Source organism: Gordonia namibiensis NBRC 108229, assembly GCF_000298235.1.
Lineage (GTDB): Bacteria > Actinomycetota > Actinomycetes > Mycobacteriales > Mycobacteriaceae > Gordonia > Gordonia namibiensis.
On record NZ_BAHE01000059.1, the window covers coordinates 1 to 13,320 of the forward strand.

Genomic DNA, 13,320 nt, shown 5'->3' on the forward strand with positions numbered 1-13,320 from the left:
AGGAGCTTGCGACGAGCCGTATCGAAACCAGGGCCTACCGCTTGCGCAGCACCAGCACGAGGTTGGTGCCCAGCACCTCGCGGAGGCCGGGGACGCGCATGACCCACCACATCCAGCGCGGGATGTAGCGGGGGAAGGCGGCCAGCAACTCGGCCCGATCGGTCGCCGATTCCGCCCAGCGCAGGCCGTCGGTCGCGTGGACGGCGAACAGCGACGTCCCGAAGAGGTTCTTGGGCGGATGGCCGTGACGACGCGTGTAGAGACGCGCCGCGCGGTGCCCGCCGAGGTAATGGGTGAGACCCATCTCGTGGCCGCCGAACGGACCCCACCACAGCGTGTAGCTGATGATGACGACGCCGCCCGGGCGGGTCACGCGCAGCATGTCGTCGGCCATCTCCCACGGCGTCGACGTGTGTTCGACGACGTTCGACGACAACGTCACGTCGATGCAGTCGTCGGCGAAGGGCAGGTTCTGGCCCGACCCGCGGACCGACCCGCGGTGTTCGAGACCACCGGCATGCATCTCCGCCGGGTCCGGTTCGACCGACATGTAGTGCGCACCCCGTGCGCGGAAGGCGTCGGCGAAGTAGCCGGGACCGCCGCCGACGTCGAGGATCACGCCGCCGTCGAGGTCGGGGACGAACGCCTCAACCATCTCTGCGGTGTCGGTCGCCAGTGCGCCGTAGAAGCGGGCGGGATCGGACTGCTCGTACCGGAAGTCGTTCAGCAGCCCGGCCGCGCGCCGCAGGGTGGCCAGCCGGGCCATACGGTCGCGGCCGGAAGTCGTGGTCGTCATCGTCGGGAAACTCTAATCGACCGGAGTCTCGGCAGATCATCAGCTACTCGGCGGTAGGCTGTCGTGCGATGCGCGTACCTTCCGACGTCCTGCTGCTGTGCTGGCGGGATACCCGCCACCCTCAGGGCGGTGGCAGTGAGACCTATCTGGAACGCGTCGGCGCCGAACTGGCCCGACGCGGCGCACGCGTGACCTTTCTGACCTCCGCATATCCGGGCGCGGCCGACGAGGAGTACCGCGACGGCATGCGATTTGTGCGTGCCGGCGGGCGGATCACCGTGTATCCGCGCATGCTGACGACGATCCTGGCCGGTCGTCTCGGCTTCGGGCCGCTCCGGGACTGCCGTCCGGAGGTCGTCGTCGACACCCAGAACGGGGTGCCGTTCTTCGCGACCGCCGTCGCCTCGGCGCCGACCGTGGTGCTGGTCCATCACTGTCACCGCGAGCAGTGGCCGGTCGCCGGTCGGCTGCTCGGGCACATCGGATGGTTCATCGAGTCCCGGCTCTCGCCGAGGATTCATCGCCGGAACCGCTACGTCACGGTGTCCACGCCGTCGAAGACCGAACTCGTGGCGCTCGGCGTCGATGCAGATCGGATCTCCGTCGTGCGCAACGGCATCGACCCCGTACCCGCGGAAGCGGTTCTCGCCGCGCAGTCCTCCGGCACCGGTACCGAGCCGGTGCGTCTGTGTGTCCTGTCGCGCCTGGTGCCGCACAAGCAGGTCGAGGACGCGCTGACGGTCCTGGCGCAGCTGCGACGGTCCGGAATCGACGTCGAACTCGACGTCATCGGCGGCGGTTGGTGGTCCGACGAACTGCGCTCGGCGGCAACCGAACTCGAGGTCGACGACGCGGTCACCTTCCACGGCCATGTCAGCGAGGAGCGCAAGCACGAGCTGCTCTCGCGGGCCCGGGTCCACCTCATGCCCTCCCGCAAAGAGGGGTGGGGTCTGGCAGTCGTCGAAGCCGCGCAGCACGGGGTCCCGACCATCGGCTACCGCAGCTCGGTCGGTCTCACCGACTCCATCGACGACGGCAACACCGGTCTCCTCGTCGACGGGGTCGATGAATTGGTCAGCGCCACACGGAAACTCATCGACAACCCGGACGAGGCCCAGCGACTCGGGGACAACGCGCGGGTCCGCGCGGGCCGCTACTCCTGGGCCGCCACCTGCGACGGGTTCATCGAGACGTTCGACGCCGTTCTCGCGCGCTGACGACGACCGCCCCTGCGACGCCGGCGAGCAGCATCGCCGCCCACAGGAGGTGCGCGGCGATCGCCAGAGCCCGATCGGCGGCTCCCGCTCCACGATCGGCCGGGGCGTCGACCCGGTACAGCCGTAGATCGTCTCCGTTGTGGACGAGCCGCGCGTCCGCTGCGAGCCGGGTGGGCGGGGAATCGTTCTCGACGAGAACCCAACCCACGCCGAGCGCCGCGAGATGGTCGGGGGAACCGCCGGCCTCGAGCGCCGACGCCACAGCCGCAGCGTGCTCGTTCGGTGGATCGACGACCTCGCCGTCGACGGTCAGTGCACCCGACTCGATCACCGGGGCCCGCAGCATCCGCGCCGCGGGATCGAGTGAGACGCCGTCCGCGAAACGGTAGTGCCGCACGGTGTCCGCGGGCCACAGCGCGACCGATCCCTGGTCGCCGGGCACGATCTCTGCCACCGCGGCCCAGTCGTCGGGGTAGGCCACCGGCCGCACCGAACCGCCCGCACCCCAGGCGAGATCGGGCAGCGGCGCCACGGCGAGCAACACGACCCCGACGAACGCGAAGCCCGCCGGCACCCGCCTACAGGCCGCCGCGACCGCACCGGCCACGGCCAGCGCGACCCCGGGGACGAGCAGCGCGGAGAACTTCTGGGTGTCGCGGAGCAGGCCGGCACCGGGAACGTGCTCGACCCCGAACTCCAACAACCACTCTCCCGGGCCGAAGGAGCTGAAGATCAGCACGAGTACGACGGCGACGGTCAGCGCGCCGATACCGCGGACCAGCGGATCGAGTGATGTCCGACGCCGCACGAGGCAGATGACACCGGCCGCGATCACGAGGAACAGGCACAGCGTCGCGATCGCCGCCCACCAGATGGTGCGACTGGCGGGCACGGCATCGGCGTTCCAGATGCCGCCCAGGGACAGCACGGTTCCCACCGGACCGAGTCCCGGCTCCGACCGGAGGCCGAAGGCTTCGACACTGACGCGGGCGGAAGTGGTGGTGGCATCGCTGATCATGGCCGTCACGACCCACGGCAGCGCGCTCAGAACCCACAGGCCGGCGGCCACGAACGAAGGGTGCAGTCCGACCGGACGGCAGCTGAGCCCCACGGCCAGCACGACCCCGGCGAGTACCGAACCTGTTGGCGTCAGTCCGGCGGCCGCCAGCAGTCCGCCGAGCCGGAGGAACCGCGCCGTGTCGCGTCGGTCCCGAAGTTCCGACGCCGCAACGAGAATCCAGCCCAGGGTGGCGTATCCGACCAGCAGACTCCAGTGCCCCTGCAGGAGCCGTTCGGCGACGTAGGGGTTCCAGATCGCCGCAAGAGCTGCGGCGACCGCACCTGCACGTCCGGCACCGGGGACGAGCCGGAACGCCAGCCGGCCGAAACCGACCCCGGCGAAAATCAAGGCGGCCAGCAGAATCGCGGTGACCACCGTGCCGCCGTCGACGACCGTCGACGCCATTGCGACGAACCAGTCCTGCGGCACCGCGCGCGGCGGCAGGTCGCCGATGCCCAGCGTGGTGTCGGTGATGTGGGTGCGCGGCGTCGACACTGCGTCCCGGTACAGGAGGTAACCAGGTCCGACGCCGAACAACCCCGGGAGCAGTGGCGCCAGGACAGATACGGCCGCAACGACACTCGTCAGGTAGAGCGTCGGGAGCAACCGTCCGGAGAACACCGCGGCCCGTGCGGATCAGAAGTGGTGGGTGTCCGACGGCGCGGGTGCGTGCACCGGGTCGTCGTCGAACTCCGACTCGGTGATGCCGTAGGCGCGCGCGAGGTCGAGGATCTTGGTGGCGCGTGCGATGCGGGGAAGGTCCGAACCGTTGCGGATCTCCCCGCCGTCCCGCTCGAACTCGGCGAAGAACTCCCGCGCCCAGGTGATCTCGTCTTGAGAGGGCGAGAGGCCTTCGTTGACCGGGGCGCACTGCGCGGGGGTCAGGCAGATCTTGCCGGTCATGCCGAACTCCGCACTGACCGCAGTGGCCTCGCTCAGCTTGAGAGCACTGGAACCCACGGTCGGGCCGTCGATGGCGCTGGGGAGGTGAGCTGCCTTGGCGGCGATGGTGAATCGCGACCGGGCGTAGGCGAGGGTCTGCGGGTTGTCGCCGAAGCCGGTGTCCCGGCGGAAGTCGCCGATACCGAAGGCGAGGCGGAAGGTGCCCTTGGCGGAGGCGATCTCGCTGATCCGCTCGAGTCCGCGGGCGGTCTCGACGAGGGCGACGATCGGGAGACCCGGTAGGCGCTTGGCGGTCTCGGTCACGTGGTCGACGGACTCGACCATCGCCAGCATGACGCCGCCGATCGCGGTCTGCGCGAGTGCTTCCAGATCATCGGCCCACCACGGGGTGCCGAAGCCGTTGATGCGGACCCATTCACCGGCGCCGGGACCGGAACCGTCCTTGGGGCCGATCCAGCGCACGACGTTGTTCCGCGCCTCGACCTTGTCCTTGGGAGCCACCGCGTCTTCGATGTCGAGCACGACGATGTCGGCGCGCGAGCGAGCCGCCGGCTCGAACTTCGCGTAGTGGGCGCCGTTGACCAGGAGCCAGCTGCGGGCCAGCACCGGATCGATACGCGAACCGACATCGGTCGATTCGGCGTCGTAGGTCGTGTTCTCGTCGTACATCGGTATCTCTCGTCGGTGAATTCTGCAGCCTACCCATCGTTGCCTATGTCCGATGACCGGTGCAAAGCACCCTGTGCGCGTGAGCCGGTACCAACTCGGCACACTTGATCCATGCAGCAGACCCGTCCGACCCGGAGGCAACAGGCCTCGTCGGGGACCGTCGGGGCTGTCGGGTCGGTGGCCGTCGGATCGATGGTCGCCAACATCTGCATGTACGTGGTCCATCTCGCGGCGAGCGCGCGGTATCTGGATGTCAGCGAGTACGGCGAGTTCGCGGTCCTGCTGTCGGCGATGCTGGTGCTGGGTGTGCCCGCACTGGCGCTGCAGAACGTCGTAGCCCGCGAGGTCGTCCTGGGGCGCGACGAGCGGCGACTCCGGCGGGTGGGCATCCAGACGACGCTGTACGTGGTGGTCCTGGTCGCCGTCGCGACGCCGCTGGTTGCGTTGCTCATGCGCACGGGCGTGATGACGACACTGGCCGCTCTCGGTGCGGCCCCGCTGCTGGCGCTGATCGCCGCAGGTCAGGGCATCCTGCAGGGGCGCGGCGAGTTCCGGACGTTGTCGTGGGTCCTGGCCGCGGTCGGGATCCTGCGCTCGATGCCGATCGTCGGCGCCTTCGTGCTGGGCGCCGGTCCGGCGGGTGGGCTGCTGGCCGGGACCATCGGTGCCGCGGTGTCGGCGGTGGTGGTCTGGGCGGTCGTCGGGAAGGTCGGGGAGCGCGTCTCGGATGCGGGCACGGTCGGGGTCCTCAGCGTCGTTCGCGCATCACAGGTGCAGCTGGTGCTGATCGTGGCGTCGTCGGTGGATCTCCTGCTCTCGCCGCGGGTTCTCGACGCCGAGTCGGTCGGCGTGTACGCGCTCGGTGCGATCGCCACCAAGGTCGCGTTCTGGCTGCCGCAGGCCATCGGCGTGGTCTTCTATCCGCGCCTCGCCGACCCTGCCCGGTCTCGTGTCTCGCTGCGGCAGGCGGTGGCGGTGGTCGCCGGCGTCGGCGTGGTCCTGACTCTCGGCGCCGGACTCGCGGGACCGCTGGTGCCGATCGTCTTCGGCGACGGTTACGACGAGCTGGTCCCGCTCCTGTGGCTCTTCGCCTACATCGGCGCGGCCCTGGCCGTGCTCCAGGTGGTGCTGCTGTCGGCCATCGCCCGCGACCGCACCCGGGTCGCCTTCGTGACCTGGATCGTCGTGGCGACCGAGGTGGTGGTCATCCTCACCGTCGCCGGCTCGGTGGTCGGGGTGGCGGCCACCGCGGCCGTCGCGGTGACGATCGCGGCCACCGCCACGTGGGCGCTCACCCGCTGATCATCGGGCTTCAGCAGGAACGTTGCCGAGCTCCGGATGTTTCGGCAGGGTGGACAGATGAGCGACAACGGAGTCACCAAGGTCACTGTCCAACGAGTCATCGAGGCGCCCGTCGACGCGGTCTTCGACATCCTCTCCAATCCCGAGAGGCATCAGGCCATCGACGGCTCGGGGTTCATCCGCGGCGTCGACCACGCCGATCGCATCCAGAACGTCGGTGAGGTGTTCACGATGAACATGGAGGGCGACCACATGGGCGGCGAGTACAAGACCGACAACCACGTGACCGGGTATGCCAAGGACAAGCTGCTGGCGTGGAAGACGACTCCCGCCGGCACCGAGCCTCCCGGCTGGGAGTGGTTGTGGGAGCTGGAGTCCCAGGGTCCCAACGAGACGCTGGTCCGCCACACCTACGACTGGTCGAAGGTCACCGACAAGAAGCTCCTCGAGCAGGTGAAGTTCCCGCTGGTGACCGAGGCCCAGCTCGAGGACACCCTCGGCCGTCTCGCGGCCCAGGCTGCTTCCTGAGTTCTATCCGTCGGTTCCGGCGGTGATCTCGCCGCCGGAGCGCCGGAACCTCGTGGGCAACCACGCCGGGTTGATCAGGAGAGCTCCGACGACCAGTGCGGCGACGCCGAGAACGCCGGTCGCGATCGGCACGATGCGACCCCAGATCGTGATCGGGGTCGCGAGATCTGAAGCCAGACGCGACATCCGGGACTGCGTGGTGTCGTCGTAGGCGAAGGTCGCCTGCAGGTGCGGCAGCCGGAAGTCCGCGGGCACACCGGGAGTGCCGTCGGGGAAGGCGTAGAACTCGTCGACGGTGATCTTCGCGTCGACGATCGTGCCTGTTCGCGGTTCGACGGCGAGGTCCCACGAACTGCGGTGTCGCAAAGTGGCAGTCAGGTCGCGACGCGGGCCGTCGAGGCCGAACCACGACGCCGGGCGGGTGATGACGACGTCGGTGCCGACCGGCCTGCCGAACGCGGCGCGGGCGAGGTCGGTCTCGGGGACCTCGGCGCGGAACCGGGCGACGTCCTTGCCGACGACCTCGGTGTCGCCGTCGTATTTCAGGGGCACGGTCGTCCGGGTGACCACGTCGAAGAACTCGTGGTCGGTCAGGCTGATGTCGAAGGGCAGCAGGTAGGTGAAACCGCGGCGGTCGGGGACCAGCACCGGCGCCTCGTTGCTGTCGTACTGGATCTCCGACGCCCCGCGTGCGGAGAGCTGCGGTTCGGCGGTCTCCCGGTCGAGCGTCACCCGGTCCTTGACCGCGTCGATCGTGGCGTCGTTGCAGGCATCCGGCGAATCGGCGTCGGCGTCGCTGCCCGGCCGCGGATCCTCCGGCTCCACTGCCCGGTCGTCGATGCGCAGCGTCTCGGCCTGGACCGAGGTGCCGGCCTGCAGCGTCACGCGGTGTTCGTCGGACGGCTGCACCGCGACGACCCGCTGCTGGCGGACCAGATCGGCGTCGAGTGTCCGTGCCGCGGGCGTGGCCAGCGAGCAGCGGTCGAGGATCGTCGCGTCCTCGGCGGTGGCGACCGTGGTGAAGTCGGTGCTCAGCGGGATCTCGCGGAAGTTGCCCACGAGCAGCGTCGGCAGGGCGATGGTCACCGCGATAAGAAAGCTGCCGATGAAGATGAGCGTCGGTCCGGCCAGGTCCGCGGTGGACCAGCGGTGAGGTGCGGACTGTTCCTCCGCGGGGGAGGGCACCGGGGACGGCTCCGAAGACATGGTGGCGAGGGTAGTGGATGCCACCGGGCTACAGTGTCACCAGCATGACCAGCACCGACTCCGCCCGCGACTCTGTCGCCGCATCGAACACCGACTCCGTCGCCGCATCGAACACCGACTCTGTCGCCGCATCGAACGCCGCCGCCGTCGCGGCTTCAGACCCCGATGCCCGCTCCGGGGCGTCGTCGCACTCCGACGCGGCCGCCCCGGCCGTCACCTCGCGACGCTTCTACCCGCAACTCGAGGGCATGCGTGCCCTGGCCGCGATCGGCGTCCTGATCACGCACGTGGCCTTCCAGACGCGGGCCGTCGAGATCGCGGTCCTCGGCCCGGTGCTCGGCCGCCTCGACCTCGCCGTCGCGCTGTTCTTCGGCCTCTCCGGTTTCCTGCTGTGGCGGCCGTGGGTCGACGCTGCGCATCGAGGTTCCGGGCATCCGTCGATCCCGCGCTATCTCGAGCACCGCGTCGTCCGCATCTGGCCGGCGTACGTGGTGGTCGTCGTGCTGGTGCTGCTTCTTCTGCCCGAGGCCCAGGGCGCCGACTTCGACGTCTGGCTCGCCAATCTCACCCTGACCCAGGTCTTCGTACCCCTGACGTTGACCGCGGGACTCACCCAGATGTGGAGCCTGTCGGTCGAGATCGCCTTCTACGCGCTGCTCCCGCTCATCGGTCTCGCCCTGGTGCGATTGCGGGGCCGGCGGGCAAGCGCGCGCATCCCGGTGCTCCTGGTGCTCGGCGCCCTCAGCCTCGGCTGGGCCTGGGTGGGCACCTCGCTGCCCGTCGCCGATGGTGTGGAGACCAAGAACTGGGTGTTCGGTCACCTGCCGTGGTTCGTCGCCGGTCTGATCCTCGCCGAGGTCGCGGGCGTGCTCGACACCGCAGGCGCGCCACGCGGGCGGTGGATGAACCTGGTCGTACGACTCAGCGCGAATCGGTGGCTGATGCTCGCGGTCCTCGTTGCCGCCTACGGGCTGGCGTGCACCCGGCTCGCCGGCCCGACCGGACTCGGTGACGTCACCAACATCGAGTTCGTCACCAAGATGGTCCTCGGTGCACTGTGCGGCTACGCGCTTCTCGCACCGCTCGTCTGCAACCCGGGCCCGTTCCGCTTCCTCACCTCACGCGTGATGCTCGCGCTGGGACGCTGGTCCTACGGCATCTTCATCTGGCACGTCGCAGTCCTCGCGGTCGTCTTCCCGCTGTTCGGCATCGTGCCGTTCAACGGCGACACCCTACTGGTCCTGGTGATCACACTGGGACTCTCGATCGGGATCGCAGCGGCGTCCTACGCGTTCATCGAGGAACCGGCGCGGAACTGGTTGCGTAACCGCGAGACACGACGCCGGAAGCGCGCCCCCGCCGCTCCCTGAGGTGTGAGCGGAGCGAGCCTCGAAGGGTCGCCCTCCGCAGCCGCGTCGACCGTCGACCAGAACACCAGCCAACCGGTCATCAGCACCGCGACCAGCGCAGGCAACTGAACCCACCACTCCCAGCCGTGATAGCCGCCGGAGGCGTGCCACGGGCCGGCGGTGAGGCCGACGGTGGCGAGCATCATCGTCGCGAAAGTCGTTGTCACCCCGGCCTTCGGTGGGATCGCCGCGGCGACCACCCCCACCCCGATTCCGACAGCCAGACCCCACCATCCCGACAGCAGCCACGACGCACCGAGAATCCCGAGACCGGCAGCCGTCAGGGTGAACCGTCCGGTGGTCACGGTGCCCCGTTCGTCGACGGTGTCTCGTCGCGAGGACGGCCACCATGCGGCGACGAGGAGCAGGGCCATCAGCACGAGTCCGATGACGAGCGACCAGCGGTACAGCGAGTCGAACCGGTAGGTGAGCTCGACCGTCCCCGACGCCCCGGCGGGCACGATCCAGCCCTGCTGCCAGCCGTTCACGACCACCGGCGACAGCTCCCGTCCGTCGATGCGCGCGATCCAGCCCGGGTTGGTGGACTCGGGGACCACGAGTAGGCGTTCGGGACCGGGATCGACCTGCACCGCACGACTCGCCGCGGTCCATTCGACGACGTCCGGCGTGGTCGTCGCAGCGCCTTCCACGGGTGCCCCGGCCGTCAGCGACACCGCGTCGACGGTGAACGCCTGACCGGGGTTGACGGATACCTCCTGCTGTCCGGCGGGCAGTCGCAGTTCGCCGGGCGCGCAGGCCCGGGCGACCACCGGTTCCCCCGAACGCAGTGCGGCCGTGGTGGTCCGCGCGGAGATGCCGACCACCTGGCCGGCGGCGGTGATGCCGAGGCCATCGCTGCACTCGATCTCGACGATTCGATCACCGTCGACCGGCGCGCGTGGCGCCGGGATGACCTCGACCTCGGCGATGCCCGGCGGTGCAGGAGTGGCGAATCCGAGACTGTTGACGTCGATCAGGTCGCCCTGTGCGCGGATGGTGATCTCGATGCGGTCGGTGATCGCAGGGTCGAGTCGCAGGATGCCGTCCTTGCCGACCTCGCGGATCTGTTCGCCGGTGCCGAGATCGACGGCGACCTCGGTCGGGGTGGCCGGGTAGTCGCCCGGCGCAACGAGTTTCAGCGATTCGACGCGTTGCTCGGCAGGTAGGCGGAGGACCAGCGTCGGCGTCGCATCGTCGGCAGACCCCTCGTCGTCGTCTTCGCGATCCTTTGACTTCTCCTTCTCGGGGATCTGCGGCGCGGTCCATGCAGTGCCGGGGTCGCCGTCGACGGCGGCGGCCGGGCCCCCGCGGGGATCGGTGACCGGTCGCGGACCGGTGGCCGTCACGCCGCCCGGTGTGGCGAGCAGCCGGTCGAGTGCGTCGCCGGGGCGTGGCCGCAGGACCACCGACGGGGTGACCGTGGTGTCCTCGGGGACCGACAGGGCACGGCTGAACACCGACGACGTCTCCGGTGACAGGCCGAGTCCCGGTGCGCAGCGGGTCTTCTCGCGGGCGGGATCGGCGACGCACCAGGCCCGGCCGTTGAGTTCGGAGTACAGCAGCCACTGATCGACCGTGGTGCCCGCCTCGACTTCGGGCAGCACGACGCGATGCCTGATCTTCAGAGGCGTGGAGGTCCGCAGGTTCGACACCTCCACCTCACCCAGGGCGAACTGGTTTCCGGCGGTGCCGTTCTCGGTGCGCAGGGCGCGGATCTGGATCCAGCGGGTCGGGCCGCTCGGTGCGGTCACCGTCATCGGCTCACCCGGTCGGAGTCCCGATGCCACGGTGCTGCCGGCCTCGGTGGTGATCAGCACGCTGGTCACGTCCGAGCCGAGGGCCTTCGCGGTGGTCAGCGACAGTGCGAGATCCGTCTGGGGTGTGGTGAACCCGATCCGCATCCATCGGCCGACGGCCCCTTCGAGCCCGCCACTCACCCAGGCGGTCTGCGGGTTGCCGTCGAAGGCCGCCGCGGGGGAGTTCGCGGGGGAGGTCTGTCCCGGTTGCACCGCGTCCGAAGCCGAGCCCGACGTCGTCACCTCGATCTCGCCACTCCGGTTGTCCAGCAACCATTCCCCGCGGACGAGCGGCTGACCGTCAACCGGGTAGTCGGCGGCCGCGTTCTGCGTGCGCCGCGGGTCGTCGGCCGATCGGATGGCGGAGCTGTGGTCGTCGACCCGTCCGAAATCGGTCTCGCGGTCGCTCGGGGTGTCGGTCACGATCAGTGGGCCGCCGGCGATCCCGGCGCGTCGGGCATCGGCGTCGAGCAGAACCGGTCCGAGAGGCGGAAGGCCCTGCCGTGCACGCACTTCGGCGAGCGCGGCGATGGCCTCGGGGCCGCCGGCCACGCGCGGGACGCCCTGCTTGTCGACGAGGAGGGGGCCGGTGCCGTCGAATCCTCTGGCCTCGACCGCATAGATCTGGACGGCGGGCATGGTGGGTCGTAAACCGTTGTCACGCTTCACGCCCCGGACGCTCGGTGGCCCGACCTGGGGACCGAACTGCGCGACCCGCGTCAGCCCGGGAGAGGTGTCGAGGGCCTGCTGGGCGAGGAGCGGTCGCGCCGACCGGGAGGTCTCGGGAGTGAGATCGGCGCGCAGCACCACGAAGCCCACGCCCTGCTGGGCGAGGGTCTCGGCCAGGCCTGGTGATCCACGACCGGCGGCGATCTCGCGTTGCACGGAGTCGAGCGCGCGGATCGCTCCGGGCGGGGTCAGCGGGATGGCGTCGCGCACGGCCCACGGGGCGTCGGCGAGCGGTTGCAGGGGCTCGTCGCGCGTGAGACCCCACAGCTGGTCGGCGAACGGGGCGCCGGGGACGACGAGGGTCCGCGCGGTTGGCGAGCCGTCGGGGCTGGTGCTGTGTTCGGCCAACCAGTCCGCGGTCTGCTTCCAGTGGTTGGGGATAGCGGTGTAGGTACCGGCGGGAGCGAGCTGGCCGGTCCAGATGAGCGACCCCGCGCCGATGACGGCCACGAGCAGCACGATGGCCGCGGCCACCGGCCGGGATCGCTGGGGGTGTGCGAAGGCCGAGAGCGTCTCTCGGACGGAGACGGTGCCGGGCAACGGGACCCGGGCCAGCAGGTGCGCGACACCGAGTACCAGCGGGATGCGGATGAAGGGTTCGAACTTGTGGATGTTGCGTAGGGGCGCACCGGAACCGTCGAGGAACACGCGGATCTGTTCGGCGATCGGCGACCCGAGACCCCCGTCGAATCCGACACACATGATCACCAGGCCGACGCCCAGGATCGTCACGAGGCGACCGCGGAACGGCATGTGGCGCATGCACAGGCCGGCAAGACCTGCAGCAGCGATCGTGCCGGTGGCCAGCACCGCGGCCGGCTGGGTGACGAGGACTGCGCCGGCGACGCGTTCGGTGGAGACGAACGGCGTCCACGAACTCGCGCCGCGCAGGACCTCGGTCAGCGACGTCCACTGCGTCGTGACGCGGGCGGACTCGATGTAGTCCAGGAAGGGTGGGCTGACGCGGGACAGGATGAGCAGTGGGACGATCCACCACGCGCACGCCAGGAGCAGTCCCAGCGCGGTCCAGGCACCGAATCGCCACCAGCGGTGGTCTCGGGGCCTATGCAACAGCCACCATACGGCCGCGACGCCGAGGGCGGCGGCGGTCGCCACCGCGTTGACCGCACCCATCAGGGCGACGGCGGCTGCGGATCGGGCGGCCTCCCGCCAGAGCGGTCGGCCATCGGAGGCGGGGGCGTCGAGCGCCCGGATGACGGGCAGGAGGACCCACGGCGCCAGCATCATCGGCAGCGTCTCCGACGAGATCGAGCCGAGGGTCGTGAGGACGCGCGGACTCAGGACGAAGACGACGCCCGCGATGATCCGGGAGGCCGGCGAGCCCAGTCGCAGTGCCTCCGCGACACGCACGATGCCGACGAAGCCGACGGTGAGGAGCAGCGTCCACCACAACCGCTGGACGATCCACGGCGGGATCGACAGCAGATCACCGAGGGCGAAGAAGGCGCCGTGTGGGAAGAAGTACCCGTATGCCTGGTTCTGGACCTGCCCCATCGGGGCATTCGGGGTCCACAGGTGTGCCGCACGCGCAAGAAATCCGAGCGGGTTCGCCGTCAGGTCGAGCTTGGTGTCGGCGGCGATCCGGCCCGGGGACTGCAGCAGGCAGACGAGAAGCGCGATCGCGGCAGCGGCACCGACCCCACGTGCCGACAGGACACCTGTGGGAGCGGTGGTCGTTGTACTA

Annotated in this window: 9 protein-coding genes; 4 read left to right on the forward strand and 5 right to left on the reverse strand. The window is 70.0% G+C overall.

Features of this window, described 5'->3' with window-relative positions; translation table 11 throughout:
• Positions 1–34 precede the first annotated feature (34 nt).
• A complete protein-coding gene (locus GONAM_RS21210; protein WP_006868808.1) occupies positions 35–796 on the reverse strand; it encodes a class I SAM-dependent methyltransferase in 762 nt (253 codons plus the stop codon).
• 68 nt (positions 797–864) lie between these two features.
• On the opposite strand from GONAM_RS21210, the gene GONAM_RS21215 reads away from it, so the two are divergent.
• Positions 865–2,013: a glycosyltransferase family 4 protein gene (locus tag GONAM_RS21215; protein ID WP_006868809.1), complete on the forward strand. Its 1,149-nt coding sequence runs from the start codon at positions 865–867 to the stop codon at positions 2,011–2,013.
• On the opposite strand, the gene GONAM_RS21220 is transcribed toward GONAM_RS21215, so the two are convergent.
• Positions 1,979–3,694, reverse strand: a complete 1,716-nt coding sequence (locus GONAM_RS21220) for an MmpA family trehalose lipid delivery protein (RefSeq protein WP_040537154.1) — start codon at positions 3,692–3,694, stop codon at positions 1,979–1,981. The genes GONAM_RS21215 and GONAM_RS21220 overlap by 35 nt on opposite strands.
• Positions 3,695–3,709: 15 nt before the next feature.
• Positions 3,710–4,645 (reverse strand): HpcH/HpaI aldolase/citrate lyase family protein, encoded by a 936-nt coding sequence (locus GONAM_RS21225; RefSeq protein WP_006868811.1) that lies wholly within the window; start codon positions 4,643–4,645, stop codon positions 3,710–3,712.
• 111 nt (positions 4,646–4,756) lie between these two features.
• Between GONAM_RS21225 and GONAM_RS21230 the strand changes: the two genes are divergently transcribed.
• Together GONAM_RS21230 and GONAM_RS21235 are read left to right on the forward strand one after the other, a co-directional pair.
• Positions 4,757–5,947 carry a lipopolysaccharide biosynthesis protein gene (locus tag GONAM_RS21230; RefSeq protein WP_040537156.1) on the forward strand — a complete coding sequence of 397 codons (1,191 nt, stop codon included), beginning with the start codon at positions 4,757–4,759 and terminating at the stop codon, positions 5,945–5,947.
• A 57-nt stretch (positions 5,948–6,004) separates the two neighbouring features.
• Complete coding sequence (locus GONAM_RS21235; protein ID WP_006868813.1) at positions 6,005–6,475, forward strand: SRPBCC family protein; 471 nt, start codon at positions 6,005–6,007, stop codon at positions 6,473–6,475.
• A gap of 3 nt (positions 6,476–6,478) precedes the next feature.
• On the opposite strand, the gene pgfA is transcribed toward GONAM_RS21235, so the two are convergent.
• Entirely contained in the window at positions 6,479–7,681 is a 1,203-nt protein-coding gene (gene pgfA / locus GONAM_RS21240) for a cell envelope lipid trafficking protein PgfA (RefSeq protein ID WP_174310988.1), read from the reverse strand.
• Between the two features lie 44 nt (positions 7,682–7,725).
• Between pgfA and GONAM_RS21245 the strand changes: the two genes are divergently transcribed.
• Entirely contained in the window at positions 7,726–9,051 is a 1,326-nt protein-coding gene (locus GONAM_RS21245; protein WP_157159190.1) for an acyltransferase family protein, read from the forward strand.
• Here the strand turns inward: GONAM_RS21245 and GONAM_RS21250 are convergent.
• On the reverse strand, positions 8,967–13,289 hold the full coding sequence (locus GONAM_RS21250) for a DUF3367 domain-containing protein (protein WP_439644551.1): 4,323 nt from the start codon (positions 13,287–13,289) through the stop codon (positions 8,967–8,969). The genes GONAM_RS21245 and GONAM_RS21250 overlap by 85 nt on opposite strands.
• Positions 13,290–13,320: the final 31 nt, after the last annotated feature.